Consider the following 16,995-nt stretch of genomic DNA (forward strand, 5'->3'; position numbering starts at 1 on the left):
GGTGTAGTGGGGATGGGCGACTTTTATCGGGTGCGGTGCGGACAGAGACTGCGGCCCTGCTGAGCTGAAGGGAGGGAGAGGGCTGTGTGGTAGGGTAAAGTGGGGCAGTTTGCCGGTTGGCCGGGGCGTGATGGGGGCTGGATATTTTGGGGAATGTGATGTGTGTGTAGGGTGTGGGGGGCAGGTAGGGGGGATGTTGCCGGGAGAGTGACCGGTAGCAGAGCCGGTGTTGGGGGAAAGAGCCATTGGGGGGCTGGCGGGAAAGCGACTTCGCAGGTGGGCGGGGATGACGGAAAAAGAAAACACCGGGCGGCTGCGGGCCGCCCGGTGGGGGGTAGATGATCTAGACTGTGGTGGGGGGAGCGGGTTCGTCCTCGTTGGGGATGGTGCGCATGGTGCGCACATAGAAAATGCACAGCAGCACGGCGGCGCCGATCCAGGCCAGGGGAGAGGCCAGGCAGACACCCAGATAGCCCAGCGCCTTGGCCAAAGTGAAGCTGGCCACCACCCGCAGCACCAGTTCGGTGACGCCGGCGGACATGGGCACCAGCGCCCGCCCCATCCCCTGCATGGTGTTGCGGAAGATAAACAGCAGGCCGAGTACCCAGTAAAACAGCGAGACCGCCGTGAGGTAGGTGCGGGAGAGGGAGATGACCTCGGCCGCGGCGTTGCCGACGAACAGCCGGGTGAGCGCCCCGCCGAAGATGATGACCACGGCGGCGCCCAGGACGCTGGCGGCGATGGAGACCACCACACATTTTTTGACCCCTTCGCGGATGCGGTGAAAATGGCCGGCACCGTAGTTTTGGGCGGTGAAAGTAGCCATGGCCACCCCGAAAGAGAGCAGCGGCTGGGTGGCTACCTGGTCGATCTTAGAGGCGGCGGTGAAGGCGGCCACCGAGGTGGAGCCAAAGCCGTTGAGTACGCTCTGCACCACCACCACACCGATGGCGGTGATGGAGAACTGGAAGGCCATGGGCAGCGCCACCCGCAGGTGCTCCCAGGCAAAGGCGGGATCGAATTTCCAGTCTGATTTTTTGAGTTTCAGGATGGAAAAACGGCGGAACATATACACCAGACAGCAGACGCCGGAGAGCAGCTGCGCGGCCACGGTAGCCACTGCCGCCCCGGCTACCCCCATATGTACGTTGACGATGAGCACGAAGTCGAGCACGATGTTGACGATACAGGCGATGATGAGAAAGATGAGGGGGGTCTTGGAGTCGCCCAGCGCGCGGATGATACCCGAGAGCAGATTGAAAAAGACGGTGGCCCCGATGCCGAAAAAGATGCACACGATGTAGGCGTAGGACTGATCGATGATGTCGGCCGGGGTCTGCATCAGCTCGAGCAGCGGGCGGGCGCCCAGCACGCTGACGGTGGTGACCACCGCGGTGGAGGCGATGCTCAGCAGGACCGAGGTGGCAAAGGAGCGGCGCACCCCGGCCTCGTCGCCGGCGCCGAAGCGCTGGGCGGTGATGACCGAAAAACCGCTGGTGAGCCCCTGCACGAAGCCGAGCACCAAAAAGGAGATAGAGCCGGTGGCGCCGACCGCCGCCAGCGCCGTGACGCCGATGGTGCGGCCCACGATGACGGTGTCGGCCATGTTGTAAAACTGCTGGAAGATGTTGCCGATGAGCAGTGGGATGGAAAACAGTAAAATGAGCTTGATGGGGTTGCCCCGGGTCATGTCTTTGGTCATAGATGCACCTCCGTTTTTTATGTGCTGCGCCAGATCGCAATAGGACTTATTATAACAAAAAATACCGCCGGCGGCTAGGGGCAACGGTTAAAAAAACGCACAAAATCGCGGGCTGCTGGAGCCGGCTCGAACAGGGCAGACCTACAAAAATGTACTGCTTTTTACCGCGATATGACCGCGGGGGCCAACCCTTGGAGAAAATACACGGCGCTGCCTGCCGGGCGGCGGGGACCGGCTGACCTGTAGGCGGGGCGGCGGACATTTGCCACAGCGCCCGCGCTCTGTTATAATACTGCCTAAAGGATGTGATCGTACATTGAAATGGCTCAACAAATTGGAGCGCCGATTTGGGCGCAGCGGGATCCAGCGGCTGATGCTCTACATCTCGGGGCTGATGCTGGTGGTCTATCTGATCGACCTGTTTATGCCGGAGCTGGCTTTTAGCTCGTACCTGTATCTGGATATGCACCTGGTGGCGCAGGGGCAATTTTGGCGGCTGTTCACCTTTGCCATCTTGCCGCCCTCCTCGTCGCCGCTGTTTGTGGTCATCAGCCTGTATTTTTACTGCATGATCGGCGACGCGCTGGAGGCCCAGTGGGGCAGTTTTCGCTTTAATATCTTTTACCTGTGCGGGATGCTGGGCACGATACTGGCCGGCTGTATCACCGGTACCGGTGTCAACCAGTACCTGAACCTGTCGCTGTTTTTCGCCTTTGCCATGCTCTACCCCGACTTTGAGCTGCTGCTGTTTTTCTTTTTGCCGGTGAAGGTGAAGTATCTGGCTTTTTTGGACGCGCTGTACTTTTTGTATGCGCTGGTCATGGGCAGCTGGGCCACCAAGGCGGCCATCGTTATCAGCGTGCTCAATATTTTGCTGTTTTTTGGGCCGGACGCGATGCAGCGCATAAAAAATCATCTGGCCTACCGCGACAGCCGCAAGACATTTCGGCAGTACCAGAATAAAAACCGCTGGTAGCGCGACCGCGCTGCCCGTGCTCGACGCAGTGCAGAGAGCCGCGGATTGGCGGCGACAAGAGGAGGAATCACCATGGCCAAAGACGAGCTGGATATTGAATATTTATGGCGTGACCGCCGGCGCATTTTGGGGATGCCCATCACCTTTACCAAGTACCTGATGTCGGACGACCGCATTTTTTTGGAGCAGGGACTGCTCAGCACCGACTTGGAGGAGGTGCTGCTGTACCGGGTGCGGGATATCAGCCTGCGCATCAGCTTGGGACAGCGCATTTTTGGGGTGGGGACTATTACCCTGAAGTCGTCGGATAAGACGATGCCCATTTTGGTGCTCAAAAACATCAAGGACCCGCGGCGGGTCAAAGAGCTCATCCACCGCCAGGTGGAAAAGATGAAGGCCGAGCGCCGCATGCGGGTGGGCGAGATACTCGACGATGGCGACAACGACGAAGACGACTACATGGACGACGAGATGGGTTCGTGAGTGCGGCGTGACCGCGCCGAGAGAAAAGGGAACGCCCCTGCCGGGTAAAGCGGCGGGGGCGCTCTCTTTTTTGCGGTGTGGCGCTGTGTGGCGGTGAACAGGACGGTAAGGGGCTAAAGTGCCGGGGAGAGGCTATTCCAGCGCCTGCAAAAACACCTCGAGCAGTTGCCGGGCCAGGGGGCGCTTTTGCGGGGGACAGTGCTGCAGGATCTGCTGTATCTGCTGCAGATCGCCGCTGGAGCCGTGGCCGAACAGCAGGTAATCGGCCGAGAGGTGCAGCACCTCGGTGAGGCGGCAGAGCGTGCGCAGGCTCATCCCTTTTTTCCCCAGCTCGATATCCGCACAAAATTTGGGGGTGACCCCCAGCTTTTCAGCCAGCTGCTCCCGGGTGTACCCGTGTGCGATGCGGCTGTTGCGCAGACGGGCACCCATCTGGACCAGATCCAATTCCATAATGGCAGGTCTCCATTCAACATGATAAGTCTAGTCTACCTTTTCACACCAAAATCATAAATGAACGCACAGGGTTGAATTATCGGAACTTATAGGGTATAATTTGATTGGATAAGAGGTAGTTTTGACAGATCGCGCGGCACCTATACTGCGGACAGAGTACCGGCAGCAGCGGTGTGTGGCGCTGTGAGATGGGGGAAAGGCACTTGGAGAGGCAGTTGCTTGAGGATATAGCCCGGCAGGCCGGTTGCCTGTACCTTTCTGACCTGCGCTTAAAAGCCCACCGCACGGCGGTGCGGCAGGCAGTGGAGCAGTGTGAGCCGGCCCAGTACCCGCTGCGCCAGTGGGCAGACCTGGCAGCTTATCTGCTGGGTGAGGAGCGCAGCTTTGCCGACTGTGACCAGGCCAAGGAGCATTTGCTGGCGGCGATGTGAGCCGGTGTGACGGCATGTATCATTGTAAATAGAGCGCTGTATACAGGCGCCCCGCAGAGGTTGCGGGGCGCTTTTTTTGTGGCGGATATACAGGTCGGGCCGGGAGGGCTGCGGCGGCAGACGGGCATGCGGTGGGGAGAGGAGCGCGGACAAGAACGTTTTTGCCGCGCTGCCGGCACGGTGCGGCGATGCTGTGGCTGTGAACGGCAGCGCATTACCGGGCGAAAGAGGAGCGGTGCGTACCGGTGGGAATTGATGGAGGACCGGTGAGGCTCTGGTGGGACTCTGATGGGATCGAAAATCCGGCCTGCTTTTCACATGGCAGCGGCGCGCGAGGCGGTATTGGGCGCGGGCGTTTGGGGCGGCCAGGGGTATGTGCCCTGTGTATGGGGGCACAGTGGCGGCGGGGTATGACCGGTCGGGGGCCACCGACCGGGGCAGGGGGGAGCGGGACAGCGGGGCAGGGGGCGTTTGGCAGATGGTGGGGCTGGTGGGCAGAGCGACTGGCCGGCACGACGGCGGTATTTTGGCGGGCAGGTGGGGCAGTATCGGCGCCGGGGGCGGGGAGCTTGGGGGACTTGCCAGAGCTTTTAGGGGGCTATATATCCGCTGACACGGGTGGAAAATAGCTGGGTGCCACACCTGCGGAGGGGGCGGTGCATAGTATGGGGCAGCCCCTGGCCGGGCCGTGCTGTGTGGCGCGGGCCGGTGAGAGGCGACTTCTCACTTTTATGGGAGGCCCTATCTATGAAAAAAATATTTAAAAAATGGGCGGCGGGCGTGCTGGCGGCGCTGCTGACCATGATATTTGCGGTACCTGGTGCGGCGGCGATAAGCCCCTCCAGCCCCAATCAATACCCCGGTATCGACGTCAGCAGTTATCAGGGCGATATCGATTTTGCCGCGGTGCGCGCCGCCGGCATCCAGGTGGTGTATATCCGCTCCAGTGTGGGCAGCGGCTTTGTGGACGCCACCTTTGCCCAAAATTATCAGCGGGCCAAGGCGGCCGGGCTACAGGTGGGCTTTTACCACTATGTGACGGCCCGCTCGGAGGCCGAGGCGCGCCAGCAGGCCCAGTTTTTCGTCTCGACAATCTCGGGTACCCAGCCGGACTGCCGGTTGGCTATGGACTTTGAGAGCTTTGGCGACCTGTCGGTAGCGCAGATCAACGCGATCGGGCAGGCTTTTATCCAGACAGTGGCCGAACTGTCGGGCAAAGAGGTGGTGCTCTACTCCAACGCCTATACTGCCCGCACGGTGTGGTCGCCCCAAATGGCGGCCAGCTACCCGCTGTGGGTGGCCCACTACGGTGTGGACGCGCCCGGCGACAGCGGCGCCTGGCAGAGCTGGGTGGGCTGGCAGTACACCAGCACCGGCTCCGTGCCCGGCATTGGCGGCAACGTGGACCGCGACCGCTTTACCGACGGGATACTGCTCTCGGGCTCAAGCATCATACCTGACCCCGGGCTGCCCGAGGAGGTGCACGACACCTGCGACTACACGGTGCAGCCGGGTGATACGGTGTGGGGCATAGCCAGGTACTTTGGCACCACAGTAGACTGTATCGCCGAGATAAACGGTCTGCAGGACCCCAGCTTGATCTACCCCGGGCAGGTGCTGCGCATCCTCTGTGAGGGCGGTGGTACCGGCAGTGGCGGCAGCGGCACTTACACGGTGCAGGCGGGCGACACGCTGTGGGACATCGCCCGGTATTACGGCACCACCGTATCGGCGCTGGCGGCGACCAATGGCATAGAAGACCCCAGCCTGATCTTTCCCGGACAGGTGTTGATTATCCCCGGTGGCGGTACCGGCAGTATCGGGAACGGCTACTATACCATCGTGTGGGGCGACACACTGTGGGACCTGGCCAGGCGTTTTGGCACCACGGTGTCGTATTTGGCGGAGCTAAACGGTATCCAGGACCCGAACCTGATCTATGCCGGTGAGACGATCCGCATTTAAGCGGTGGGGCCGGGATAAGGAGACTTTATAAATAGCGGACCTGGTGGGGCCCGGGAAGCTGCGGTTTTTTATAGGCAGTCGCGGGCGGTAAAAAATAAAAACGCGCCGCGGCGGTCGCAGGAGAGCCGGGCTGTTTTGACTCGTGGCCCCACAGACAAAGGCGCTCGCTTGCAGGGGAGGGATGCCCCCAACACTGTAAACGGGCGCTTTTGGGGTGCGCCTATACACAGTGCACCGTACCCGGAGATTGCCGCAGCTGGGGGCACGGCGGGGGAACAGGTGCGCAAAAAGGCGACAGTAGAAGGCGCTGGATCGAGGTCGACAGGCGGACCGAGGATCGTTGCGACTGCCTGCACGGTGTTGGCTGTACCGCGGAGCCCGGGCCGGAAACAGCGCGGCGCTCTGTCTGAATGAGCCGGCGCCGGCGGCAGAAAAAGTGCGGGGCATGTATTACTTTTGACTGGCCAAACAGGGCGCCGGTGCGGTATACTGCTAGCAGAAGAGAAAAAGGGGGATGAGCGCGGTGATCGAGATCGATACCGAGCGCTGTACCGGCTGCATGCAGTGTGTACAGCTGTGCGTGACACAGGCGATAGACGTGGTGGGGGGCCGGGCGGCACCCAGCGCGCGGGGGTGTATCAGCTGCGGGCACTGTGCGGCTATCTGCCCTGTGGGGGCGGTAAAGCTGCCCCAGTATCCCCAGTGGGACCCGGAGCCATATACCTCCCAGCGATATGACGTGGACCCCGACCAGCTCTTGCGGATGATGCAGTTTCGCCGCAGCATCCGCCGCTTTACCGGGGAAAAGGTGAGCCGCCGGCAGATAGATAAGCTGCTGCAGGCGGGGTGCGCAGCCCCTACCGGCTCGAACCGGCAACAGGTGCGCTATGTGGTGCTGGATGAGCAGCTGCCCCAGATAGAAGAGCGGATATTTGCCAGCCTGGCGCGGTATGCGGCCCGGCGGGGCATAGAGGGGATGCAGCGGCGGTACGAGGACTTTTTGCAGGACCGGCAAAAGGACACGCTGTTTTACGGCGGCAGCCAGATGATCGCCGTGTTGGCGCCCCAGGTCGTCGACGGGTGCCTGGCGGCAGCCAACATAGAGCTGATGGCCCACGCTATGGGTCTGGGGGCGCTGTACTGTGGATTTGCCCAGTGTGCGATCGCCGAGAATGACGCGTTGCGGGCATTTTTCGGCGTGACGGATGACCTGCAGCTGGCCACCTGCCTGGTGCTGGGGCACCCGGCGGTGCACTACCGACGCCCGGCCCCCAAAAAACCGGCGGAAGTGGTGTGGCGCTAGAATTACCCGATATGGGTGAAAAAAGAGCTGTGCGGCCCCTTGTGAGGGACGGCACAGCTCTTTTTATATCTGTATCACAAAAAACGCCGGAGAGCGGGTCACGACTCGTTCATGCCGAACTCGGCCAGCTCGAGACCTTTGTTGTGCTCCAGCGACCAGCGCACGTTCCACTCGCTGGTGAACAGCAGCAGATAGCGGTCGCGGTAATCCTGCACCAGCTTGGTGTCGGTGCTCAGGTGCAGGTCGTCGGGGCGCTCGATCTCGCTCTCGATCCAGCGCAGCGACTGGTAGGGCAGGCGCTCCATGCGGATATCCACCCCGTACTCGTTTTTGAGGCGGTATTCCAGCACGTCGAACTGCAGGGTGCCCACCACCCCCACGATGACCTCTTCCATGCCGGAATAGGGCTCGTGGAAGATCTGGATGGCACCCTCCTGGGCGATCTGGTCCATACCTTTGACAAACTGCTTGCGCTTGAGGGTATCAACTTGGCGCACCCGGGCAAAGTGTTCGGGCGCAAAGGTGGGGATGCTGGAAAAGCGCACCTTTTTTGAGGGGGCACAGACCGTGTCGCCGATGGAAAAGATGCCGGGATCGAACACGCCGATGATGTCGCCGGCGTAGGCCTCGTCGACGATGGCGCGCTCCTGGGCCATCATCTGCTGGGGCTGGGCCAGCTTGATCTTTTTGCCCTGTTGTACGTGCAGCACTTCCATCCCCTTAGAGAACTTGCCCGAGCAGATGCGCATGAAGGCCAGACGGTCGCGGTGGGCACGGTTCATGTTGGCCTGTATTTTGAACACGAAAGCCGAGAACTCGGGATCGAACGGGTCGATATCCCCCTCGACGGTGGTGCGGGGCAGCGGCGGGGTGGTCATCTGCAAAAACTGCTCCAGGAATGGCTCTACCCCGAAGTTGGTCAGCGCCGAGCCAAAAAAGACCGGCGAGAGCTTGCCGTGGCGCACCAGCTCCATATCGAAATCGTCGCCGGCGCCGTCGAGCAGCTCTACGTCGTCGCACAGTGTTTGATACAGCTCCTGCCCCAGCATATCGACCAGGTGGGGGTCGTCGAGACCGGCCTCGGTGGCCTGGACCCGCTTGGCGCCGCCGGTGGCGCTGAAGGCCAAGATATCGCGCTTTTTGCGGTCGTACACGCCTTTAAAGGATTTGCCCGAGCCGATGGGCCAGTTGATGGGGCAGGTGCCGATGCCCAGCTCCTCCTCGATCTCCTCGCAGAGCTCGAACGGGTCGCGCGCCTCGCGATCCATTTTGTTGATGAAGGTGAAGATGGGGATATCGCGCAGCAGGCAGACTTTAAACAGCTTGCGGGTCTGGGGCTCGACGCCTTTGGCGGCGTCGATGACCATGACTGCCGAGTCGGCGGCCATGAGCGTGCGATAGGTGTCCTCGGAGAAGTCCTGATGGCCGGGGGTGTCGAGGATGTTGATGCAGCAGTCGCCGTACTCGAACTGCAGCACCGAGCTGGTGACCGAGATACCGCGCTGCTTTTCGATCTCCATCCAGTCGCTCACTGCATGGCGGGAGGACTTTTTGCCCTTGACTGTCCCCGCCTGGGTGATGGCGCCGCCATAGAGCAGCAGCTTTTCGGTGAGCGTGGTCTTGCCGGCGTCGGGGTGCGAGATGATGGCGAAGGTGCGCCGGCGCCTGATTTGCTGGCTATAGTCTGGCATATACAGTGAGCCTCCTGGTCGATGGTGTAAAACAAACAATTTATTTTACCATTTTTGGCAGGTCTGTGCAACTGTATTCTAGTGTTGCAGAGATCGCGGAAACGGGGAAATGTGCAGGAGGGGACAGTGCCGCCCAGCAGCCGCCAGCAGCCGGCAAACTGTCCGGCAGGCACCTTTTGGCGGTGCTGCCGGGCCAAGAGATAGGCGGCTATAGGGCGGTGAGTTCCCGGCCGGCGCAGTAGCGGCGGGAGATGTGGCGGTCGTCGCCGCAGTAGAGAAAGCGCTCCAGCCGCTGGGCGGGGGAGAGGTGCAGCGGCGACAGCTGGCCCAGATCGCGGTCGTCGATGACCAGCGCGTCGAAACTGTAGCCGGGCTCGAAACTGCCGACGCGGCCGAAAAAGGCGCCGCCGCCTTTGGTGGCCAGGTAGAGCGCCTCGACTTCGCTGAGGGGGGAGAGCTGGGGCTTTTGCTGTACCACCAGCTTGGAGATCTGCACGGCGGCCACTATGACCTGCATCATGTTGAGGGTGTGGCCGCCGGCGATATCGCTGCCCAGCCCCACGGGGATCCCCTCGTTTAGATAGCGGCGGATGGGGGGCAAGCCGCTGCCGGCCAAGTCGAGACTGCAGACCGGGCAGTGGGCGACAAAGCTGCCGTGCTGTTTGAGCAGGGCGATCTCCTCCTCGGGGCTGGTGAGACAGTGGGCCATGACCGAGGGGCCGCTGCCCATGAGACCAAAGCGGGCGTACACCCCGGCGTAGTACCCCTCGCGGGGAAAGCGACGCCGCACCAGTTGCAGGTCGCTCTCCCCTTCGGACATGTGGGAGTGGACCGGCAGCCCGGTCTCGCGGGCCAGCTGGCCCAGAGCGGCCATCAGTTCGTCGGAGCAGCAGGGCACGAACTCCGGCGAGATGGCATAGCGGACCCGGCCGGGTCCACCGTAGCGATGGGCCAGCTGCACGGTCTCGGCGATGGAGGGGGCGGTCTGTTCGTTTTGGACGCCGTAGCCGGGATAGTCGGAATTCATTTTGCCCACATAGGCCCACATGCCGCTGCGGCGGTACTGCTCTAGCAGATCGGCCGCGGCCGCGGCGGAGGTGGAGCCCATGATGACGGCGTGCAGCGAGCCGTAGCACCGCAGCTGGCTGATGAGCGCCGCATTGAGCTGGTGGGCGTAGCCGGGGTCGGCGTACCGGTGCTCGACGGGGTAGGTGTACCGTTCCAGCCAGCCGTCCAGCCCCTCGCTGTAGCCCAGGCCCATGTTGGGCAGCTGGGGCGCGTGCAGGTGCAGGTCGGTAAAGGCGGGGAGGACCAGCGCGTCGCCAAAATCGGCGGTGAGCGGACCGGCTGAGGCCGGTTGGCGCTGGGTGAGTGAGCGCACCAGCCCGTTTTCGGTGATGAGCCAGCCGCGCTCGACCACCTTTAGCTGGCCCAGTGCCGGCGTGTAGAGAAAATTGCCCCGATATACAGCCATAAAAAGTACTCCTTTTTTGTAGTGTAGACCCCGCGCTCGCATCGGCGGAGCCGCTAGAAAAAACGCTCTGCCGAATGGCAGAGCGGCTACACGGTCACTGCCTGTATCATAGTGCAGTGAACGGAACTTTGTCAATACGTGCCGCCCCTTGTAAAACAGGGGCTTTTTTGATATGGTAGACACAGAAAAGAGCTGCCGCACGGTGCTGTTTGAGGCGCCCGGCAGAAAAAAGAGGAGGAGTATACAGGTGAAGAGTATGCGCAGACTTTTAGTGGTGCTGCTGGCCGGCGGGGTACTGCTGGCCGGCTGTTCGCTGCCGGGCAAAAAAGACGGGGCTAAGAGCGGGGCCCAGAGCAGTGCGCCGTCATCTTCGGCGGCCAGCAGCAAAGAGGAGGAGACGTTTGTATTTGCCCGGGGCAGTTGGGCGGGCGAGCGGTTTGAAAACCAGTCGCTGGGAGTGGTGTTTACGCTGCCGGCGGGCTGGTCGGCCTACACTGACGAGCAGATTGACGCCATGATGGACAGCGGCGCCGACAATTTGTCGGACGGACAGCAGCAGGGGTATGAGCAGTCGAAGCAGCAGACCATATTTGATATGGTGGCCACTGCGGCCGAGGGGCTGCCGGCGGTACAGCTGGCGGCCGAGAAGATGCCGGTGGCGGCGCTGACCGAGAAAAACTACCTGCAGATACTGAAAAAACAGCTGGAGGCGGTAGCGGCGCCCCAGTATGATACCAGTGCTGATGTTTTTTCGCTGGAGGTGGCCCAGGAGACTTTTCAGGTGCTGCCGGTCACGGCGGAAGGGGTACACCAGTGGTATATGGTGCGCCAGCAGGGAGATTACATGGTGACCATCATCGCCACCTTTGCCGAGGGGCAGGAGGAGACGATGCGTCAGGTACTGCAGCAGAACTTTGCTGCCCTGTAAAGACAGTTAGAAATAAAAAGCGCCGAAGAATGGCTCTTCGGCGCTTTTTGTTTACAGGAGCGCGCGGGTGCGGAGGCTATTTTAAACACCACCAACAGCCGCTTTTTTGCGGGTAGGGCAGAAATCCGCAGCGCTTGAGCACCCGCTGCGAGGCGGCGCCTTGGGGGAGCGGGTCGGTCTCGGCCAGCACAGAGGTGACAGCAGGCTGATCGAGTGCCCAGCGGCAGAGTTCGGACACTGCCTCGGTCATGTAGCCCTGGTGGTAAAATGCCTGGCCCAGGCCGTAGCCGATCTCGACCCGACCGCTGGCATCGGGTGCTCCTTTCCACACGGCGGAGCCGACGATGCTGCGGTCGCTGCGGCGCATGAGCAGCCAAAAGCTGTGCCACATATAGTTTGTACCGGCGGCCGCGGCCGCTGACGCCTGGGCGCACACGACCTGCAAAAAGGGGCCGGACAGCGGCTCGCCCCGGTAGGTGCAGCCGAGTGCGGCCTCCAGCGCGGGCAGATCGTGTACCCACAGCTGCATTTGGGCAGGGGAGAGGGGAAAGATGGAGAGCCTTGGCGTGAGACGGTGCATAGCAGTGCTCCTTTTACCGGTGGGGCGAGGTTTGGTGAACGGCGCCGGCAGTTGACTGGGCAAACAGGTGCAGCTGCTCGCCGTTTTTGATGACCGACTGCACCCGGATATCGCCCAGCTCGTTGGGGCGCACCTTGAGGGGGTTGTCGCTGAGCAGCACCAGATCGGCCCGGGCACCGGGCTGGAGGATGCCTTTTTGATCCTCCTCGAAATACAGGTAGGCCGGGCGGTAGGCGGCGATCTTGAGCGCCTGCAGCGGCAGCACCTCGCCCAGTATGAGCCGCCGCATGGCCGAGAGTGGCCGGGGCAGCGCCTCGGGCAGGGGGGAGGGGGCGCCCGCGAACTGCAGCGCGCTGCTAGAGAGCGCTCTCACGTCGAGCGGCTGGGGGCAGGTGATGACCGGGCGGTAGGTGCAGCACTCGGTGCTCTTTTGCAGGGCAGCGGCGAAGTTGTCGGCAAACTGGCGGGCCAGCTGCGGGCTTTGGCAGTGGGCCACCAGCTGCATGTGCCTGGCCAAGCTGTACTGGACGATGCGCCGCAGCTCCTGATCGCGGTAGCGGTCGGGCCGGTCGAGCACGATATACAAGCTGGCGATGCGCAGCCGCCCCAGCCCACAGCGCTGCCCGCTGCCCAGGTACTCGGCATTTTGCGGCAGCACCTGCTCGGCGATATCGATATGTATACTGGCCTGTACGTCGGTGCACACCAGACCCTGCCCGGCGGCGGTGCGCAGCAGGGTAAAGTCGGCCGGGGTGCGGCAGCAGCTGCCCACTGTGGTGACCCCCCGCAACAGCAGTGCCCGCTGGGCCCGCTGCAGCTGAGCGACCGACTGCAAATAGCCCGGCTGGGCCTGGTGCCCGGCCAGGTGCAGCAGGCTGGCCTGCCCGTCGACAAAGCCCGGGAGCAGGGTGGCGCCCTGCAGGTCGCAGGGCTCGACATCGTCGCCGGCGCGCTGGATGAGCGCATCCGGCTCGCCGACGGCCAGCACCCGCCCACCGTCGGTGAGCAGGGCGGCGGCGTATACGTCGCGGTCGGCAGTGACGATATCACCGCCGTAGTAGAGGACTTTTCGTGCCATGATGAGGTGGCGTTCCTTTCTGCTGTGAGCCCGCGCACAGGTGTGCGGGCAGCTGTGTTTTTTAGTGGGGACTGCCCGCCGCCGGCGACAGAGCCGGGATACGGACCACCGGGGTGTGGCGGGCAGGATCAAAACAAGACACAGTGTACTATACCGGCGAGAACGCGCCGCGAATAATTTGTGAATTTTTGTAAAACACCGCCCCACACAGGCCCGAAAAGGGGTGTGGAGCGGTGCTTTATATCTGCGGGCCGACTGGCTTTAGCGCAGGGTGAGCAGGATCACCTCGGGGCGATTTTGTACCCGCAGGGGAAAAAAGCTGTTGCCCAGCCCGCGGCTGACCAGCAGCGCCGGCCCGTGCGGGCGGCTGCCGCTTGGCAGGCGCTGGCCGCGGCAGTTGAACAGCCCGGCGGTGTAGCGGGGAAAGAGCCCCTGGCCCGGGGCGATGAGCCCTTGGGGGAAAGGAAAGCGGATCTGCCCGCCGTGGGCGTGACCGGACAGCTGCAGCGAGAACGAGTGGCGGCTGTGGCCGCCACCGCCTTTTTGGCAAAACTGCTCGGGGTAGTGGGTGAGCAGGAGACGGGGGCCGGGGCGCTGCGCCAGCGCGGCAAAGAGCTGGGAGTAGGGGTCTGGCGCCGGGCCGCCGCGCCGGGAGAGGTACTGGCCGTAAGTGACGCCGCGCCGCTCGTCGAGGCCCAGCAGGCTCACCGGGCCGGCGGCGGTGTGCAGGGTGAGCAGGTCATCGCACAGCACCTGTACCCCGCCCCGCTCCAGATAGGGGCGTATCTGCGGCCAGCGACCGCTGCGGTGCTCGTGATTGCCGGGCACGAAGACCACCGGTGCGACGGCGGTGAGCCGGATGAGCGCGTTGGCGGTGCGGCGCCAGGCGCTGTCTTTGGCGTCGATCCAGTCACCGGTGACGCAGATGAGCTGGGGCTCCAGCTGGACAGCCATCTGGTACAGCGCCCGCCCGCCGCGGCCAAAGCTAGCGCTGTGCAGATCGGAGAGGTGCAGTACCCGCAGCGGGGCGTCGAGCCCCAGATCGAGTACCGGCCGGCTGACCTGCAGGCAGTGGTTTTGGCAGTAAAAGTAAAAGGCCGCGGAGCCCACCAGCGCCGCGGCCAATATACCTGCCCATAAACTGTACGGCACTAGGGGGCAAAGGTGATGGTATCATCGGTCATGGACTCGATGATGGCCAGCGATTCCAGCCGGACGCCTTTTTCGCGGATGAGCTGGCCGCCGTCCTGGAAGCCCTTCTCGATGACGATGCCGCAGCCGGCCACTTTGGCCCCGGCCTGCGCCACGATCTCGAGCAGGCCCAGCAGCGCCTGCCCTTTGGCCAGAAAGTCGTCGATGATGAGGATGTTGTCGTCGGGCGAGAGGAATTTGCGCTCCATCTGGATGGTGTACACGCCGCCGCGGGTGTAAGAGCGGACCTGTGCGGTGAGCAGCTCGCCGTCGAGATTTTTGGAGAGCGTTTTTTTGGCGAAGACTACCGGCACGTTGCCGAAGTGCTGGGCCACGATGGCGGCGATGCCGATACCGGAGGCCTCGACGGTGATGATCTTGGTGATCTTTTCGCCGGCGAAGCGGCGGGCAAATTCGCGCCCCAGCTCGTTAAACAGCGCCACGTCCATCTGGTGGTTCAAGAAGCTGTCGACCTTTAGGATATGGCCGGGTTTGACCTTGCCGTCTTTTAAAATGCGCTCTTTTAGCAGTTGCATACGTTGACCCCCTACGTGCTGTGCCGCAGGCGACGCGCCGCCCGCGGGTCGAATTTTGTCGTGCAACTATCATACCACATCTCACGGGCCGGTTCCACCCCTTTGCTGTTCTGCAGTTAAAACGAGCTATTGGTATATGTACACATATTGCGTTTTGTGACAAAAACTAGTATACTTATTTTTTAGTAAAATACTCCAATTTTAAAGCTTTGCGGGACAGGGTTGAGGAGAGGCGGGGGAGAGCGGGTGGACCGGAGAAAAAAGCGGCATGTGGGCTGGACCATCGGTCTGTTTTTGGCTTTTTTACTGTTGGCGGCGGTGCTGATGAGCGGGCTGTTTGCCGGTTACCGCGCGCGGGTGCAAAAGCTGTTTGTAGATATGGCGGTGCAGGACATGCGCGGCAGCGCGATGGCTCGCCGGCAGGTGGTGCAGGCGGATATCGACGACGCCACCGACACGCTGCAGAGCATGGCCGCGGCTATCCAGACGGCCGACAGCGCGGACAGAGCGTGGATCGACCGCTATATCAGCGCGGTGCGCGGAGAGCAGGGCAGCGGTGCCGTGACCTATTTGACTGCAGAGGAGCTGGCTGCCGGCGCAGCGGACTACACCCCGCAGGAGCAGGAGGGCCTGGAGGAGCTGCGCCGGGGCCAGACGGTGGTGACCCCGCTGTATGCGGGCCGGGGCGAGGCGGGCGGCTATACCTTTTATGTGGCGGCGGCGGTGCTGCGGCAGGGGCAGCTGACAGGGGTGCTCTACTGTTCTATCTGCGGTGAGATGCTCACCGGGCCGACGGGGGAAAAGACCATCTACGGTGCCGGAGAGAGCTACCTGGTGTACGGCAGTGGCACGCTGGTGGTGCTGGCGGGAGACGGCGCCCCCAGAGAGCTGGACCTGGTTGCCGAGCTGCGGCGACAACAGGTGCCCGACGAGCAGGTCGCGCAGCTGCAGGCTGCGCTGGAAAGCGGCGAGAGCACAGTGGTGCGCATTGCCCAGCCGGGTGGGCAGGGCTCGTATGTGGCGGTGGAGGACCTGGGCTATAACGGCTGGCGGCTGTTTTGCTGTATGCGCACTACCCGCATGACCGGGCACCCCACGGCGATCTTGCGCTACACGGTGATCTTGGCGGTGGCGCTCATCGCGCTGCTGGCACTGCTGGGCGGCGTGGGTGTTTGGCTGTTTTGGGGCCAGCGCCGCCGGCTGCGGATGGAGGAGGAGCGGTACGCGCTGCTGGCCCGCTTTTCGGACACGGTGCTGCTGGAGTACGATCACCGCGACAAGACGCTGCAGTTTACCCCCAACGTACAAAACCAGTTCGCCGTGGCGCAGCTGAACATGCGCTATACCGGCCGGGGGCAGGGGGGACTATCGGTACTGCACCCGCAGGATGCGGTGCTGCTTGACTCGCTGCTCAAAAAGGCGGCCAGTTTGGCACCGGGCCAAAACGACAGCTGCCAGCTGCGCATGTGGGGCCGGGATGGGCGCTACCACTGGATGCGCTGCCAGTACCAGACGCTCTATGACGCGCGCACCGGACGGCCGGAGCGCAGCATCGGCAAGCTGATGGACATCAGTGAACAAAAGCGCAAGGAGGAGGCGCTGCGGCGGCGCTCGGCGCTGGACCGGGCCACCAGCACCTTTAATAAAGCGGCGCTGGAGGAACAGGTGGGGGAGCTGCTGCAGGGCGGCACCAAGGGATTTTTGTTCATGATCGACCTGGATGATTTTAAGCGGGTCAACGACTGCTGCGGCCATGCGGCCGGCGATGCGCTGCTGCGCGCGGTGGGCACCGGCCTGCGCCACTGCTTTCGGCAGGAGGACATGGTGGGCCGCGTGGGCGGCGACGAATTTGCGGTGTTTATGGTGGGGGCGCACAGCGACGAGATCGTGCAGCGCCGCGCCGCCCGCATCATCAGTTCTATCAGCACCATCCACCTGCCGGACCTGCCCGGCCACGCGGTGACTGCCAGTGTGGGCGTTGCCCGAACTGCCGACCGGGACGATTACCAGGCGCTTTACGGCCGGGCCGACCAGGCGATGTACCGGGCCAAACGCGGTGGCAAGAACCGCTTTTGCCTGTATAGGGATACCGGAGAGACCGAGTGAAGGAAAAGCAGTGAAAGAAAAAGCAGCCCCGGCCACCCCCGAAAAAGCAGCCCCGGCCACCCCCGAAAAAGGGTGGCCGGGGCTGCTTTTGGCGG

At 62.7% G+C, this 16,995-nt stretch carries 15 protein-coding genes; 7 read left to right on the forward strand and 8 right to left on the reverse strand.

Annotated features, from left to right (window positions below):
* Positions 1–343 precede the first annotated feature (343 nt).
* Positions 344–1,702 (reverse strand): MATE family efflux transporter, encoded by a 1,359-nt coding sequence (locus C6Y32_RS05070; RefSeq protein ID WP_105204264.1) that lies wholly within the window; start codon positions 1,700–1,702, stop codon positions 344–346.
* Between the two features lie 316 nt (positions 1,703–2,018).
* Between C6Y32_RS05070 and C6Y32_RS05075 the strand changes: the two genes are divergently transcribed.
* Positions 2,019–2,678: a hypothetical protein gene (locus C6Y32_RS05075; RefSeq protein ID WP_105204265.1), complete on the forward strand. Its 660-nt coding sequence runs from the start codon at positions 2,019–2,021 to the stop codon at positions 2,676–2,678.
* A gap of 72 nt (positions 2,679–2,750) precedes the next feature.
* Positions 2,751–3,161 carry a PH domain-containing protein gene (locus tag C6Y32_RS05080; protein ID WP_105204266.1) on the forward strand — a complete coding sequence of 137 codons (411 nt, stop codon included), beginning with the start codon at positions 2,751–2,753 and terminating at the stop codon, positions 3,159–3,161.
* A gap of 132 nt (positions 3,162–3,293) precedes the next feature.
* On the opposite strand, the gene C6Y32_RS05085 is transcribed toward C6Y32_RS05080, so the two are convergent.
* Positions 3,294–3,614, reverse strand: a complete 321-nt coding sequence (locus C6Y32_RS05085) for a helix-turn-helix domain-containing protein (protein WP_105204267.1) — start codon at positions 3,612–3,614, stop codon at positions 3,294–3,296.
* Between the two features lie 206 nt (positions 3,615–3,820).
* On the opposite strand from C6Y32_RS05085, the gene C6Y32_RS05090 reads away from it, so the two are divergent.
* The 3 genes from C6Y32_RS05090 to C6Y32_RS05105 all read left to right on the forward strand — a co-directional run bounded on the left by C6Y32_RS05090 (position 3,821) and on the right by C6Y32_RS05105 (position 7,316).
* Positions 3,821–4,048, forward strand: coding sequence for a hypothetical protein (locus C6Y32_RS05090; protein ID WP_129589388.1), 228 nt, complete (start codon positions 3,821–3,823; stop codon positions 4,046–4,048).
* 747 nt (positions 4,049–4,795) lie between these two features.
* Entirely contained in the window at positions 4,796–6,013 is a 1,218-nt protein-coding gene (locus tag C6Y32_RS05100; RefSeq protein WP_105204270.1) for a LysM peptidoglycan-binding domain-containing protein, read from the forward strand.
* A 514-nt stretch (positions 6,014–6,527) separates the two neighbouring features.
* Positions 6,528–7,316, forward strand: coding sequence for a nitroreductase family protein (locus C6Y32_RS05105; RefSeq protein WP_105204271.1), 789 nt, complete (start codon positions 6,528–6,530; stop codon positions 7,314–7,316).
* Positions 7,317–7,414: 98 nt separating this feature from the next.
* Here C6Y32_RS05105 and C6Y32_RS05110 read toward each other — a convergent pair whose 3' ends face one another.
* Both C6Y32_RS05110 and C6Y32_RS05115 read right to left on the reverse strand, forming a co-directional pair.
* Positions 7,415–9,007: a peptide chain release factor 3 gene (locus tag C6Y32_RS05110; RefSeq protein WP_105204272.1), complete on the reverse strand. Its 1,593-nt coding sequence runs from the start codon at positions 9,005–9,007 to the stop codon at positions 7,415–7,417.
* Between the two features lie 208 nt (positions 9,008–9,215).
* Positions 9,216–10,481, reverse strand: coding sequence for an amidohydrolase family protein (locus C6Y32_RS05115; RefSeq protein WP_164998138.1), 1,266 nt, complete (start codon positions 10,479–10,481; stop codon positions 9,216–9,218).
* A 247-nt stretch (positions 10,482–10,728) separates the two neighbouring features.
* Here C6Y32_RS05115 and C6Y32_RS05120 point away from each other — a divergent pair, with 247 nt between their 5' ends.
* Positions 10,729–11,409 (forward strand): hypothetical protein, encoded by a 681-nt coding sequence (locus tag C6Y32_RS05120; RefSeq protein WP_129589389.1) that lies wholly within the window; start codon positions 10,729–10,731, stop codon positions 11,407–11,409.
* 76 nt (positions 11,410–11,485) lie between these two features.
* On the opposite strand, the gene C6Y32_RS05125 is transcribed toward C6Y32_RS05120, so the two are convergent.
* The 4 genes from C6Y32_RS05125 to C6Y32_RS05140 form a co-directional block, all read right to left on the reverse strand.
* Complete coding sequence (locus tag C6Y32_RS05125; RefSeq protein ID WP_105204275.1) at positions 11,486–11,989, reverse strand: GNAT family N-acetyltransferase; 504 nt, start codon at positions 11,987–11,989, stop codon at positions 11,486–11,488.
* Between the two features lie 13 nt (positions 11,990–12,002).
* The gene (locus tag C6Y32_RS05130; RefSeq protein WP_105204276.1) at positions 12,003–13,067 is read right to left on the reverse strand and encodes an amidohydrolase family protein; all 1,065 of its coding nucleotides are present in this window, start codon (positions 13,065–13,067) and stop codon (positions 12,003–12,005) included.
* 261 nt (positions 13,068–13,328) lie between these two features.
* Positions 13,329–14,192 (reverse strand): metallophosphoesterase, encoded by an 864-nt coding sequence (locus C6Y32_RS05135; RefSeq protein WP_164998139.1) that lies wholly within the window; start codon positions 14,190–14,192, stop codon positions 13,329–13,331.
* Between the two features lie 26 nt (positions 14,193–14,218).
* Positions 14,219–14,794: a xanthine phosphoribosyltransferase gene (locus tag C6Y32_RS05140; RefSeq protein ID WP_105204278.1), complete on the reverse strand. Its 576-nt coding sequence runs from the start codon at positions 14,792–14,794 to the stop codon at positions 14,219–14,221.
* A 246-nt stretch (positions 14,795–15,040) separates the two neighbouring features.
* On the opposite strand from C6Y32_RS05140, the gene C6Y32_RS05145 reads away from it, so the two are divergent.
* Positions 15,041–16,900, forward strand: a complete 1,860-nt coding sequence (locus tag C6Y32_RS05145; protein WP_105204279.1) for a GGDEF domain-containing protein — start codon at positions 15,041–15,043, stop codon at positions 16,898–16,900.
* Positions 16,901–16,995: the final 95 nt, after the last annotated feature.

Origin of the sequence: Neobittarella massiliensis (ex Bilen et al. 2018) (genome assembly GCF_900289145.1) — a bacterium.
GTDB lineage: Bacteria > Bacillota > Clostridia > Oscillospirales > Ruminococcaceae > Neobittarella > Neobittarella massiliensis.

Bases quoted from the DNA above. Each gene is read 5' to 3' on its own strand.
- C6Y32_RS05070 (WP_105204264.1), bottom strand. From the start codon at position 1,702: ATGACCAAAGACATGACCCGGGGCAACCCCATCAAGCTCATTTTACTG.
- C6Y32_RS05080 (WP_105204266.1), top strand. From the start codon at position 2,751: ATGGCCAAAGACGAGCTGGATATTGAATATTTATGGCGTGACCGCCGG.
- C6Y32_RS05085 (WP_105204267.1), bottom strand. From the start codon at position 3,614: ATGGAATTGGATCTGGTCCAGATGGGTGCCCGTCTGCGCAACAGCCGC.
- C6Y32_RS05100 (WP_105204270.1), top strand. From the start codon at position 4,796: ATGAAAAAAATATTTAAAAAATGGGCGGCGGGCGTGCTGGCGGCGCTG.
- C6Y32_RS05105 (WP_105204271.1), top strand. From the start codon at position 6,528: ATGAGCGCGGTGATCGAGATCGATACCGAGCGCTGTACCGGCTGCATG.
- C6Y32_RS05110 (WP_105204272.1), bottom strand. From the start codon at position 9,007: ATGCCAGACTATAGCCAGCAAATCAGGCGCCGGCGCACCTTCGCCATC.
- C6Y32_RS05115 (WP_164998138.1), bottom strand. From the start codon at position 10,481: ATGGCTGTATATCGGGGCAATTTTCTCTACACGCCGGCACTGGGCCAG.
- C6Y32_RS05125 (WP_105204275.1), bottom strand. From the start codon at position 11,989: ATGCACCGTCTCACGCCAAGGCTCTCCATCTTTCCCCTCTCCCCTGCC.
- C6Y32_RS05130 (WP_105204276.1), bottom strand. From the start codon at position 13,067: ATGGCACGAAAAGTCCTCTACTACGGCGGTGATATCGTCACTGCCGAC.
- C6Y32_RS05140 (WP_105204278.1), bottom strand. From the start codon at position 14,794: ATGCAACTGCTAAAAGAGCGCATTTTAAAAGACGGCAAGGTCAAACCC.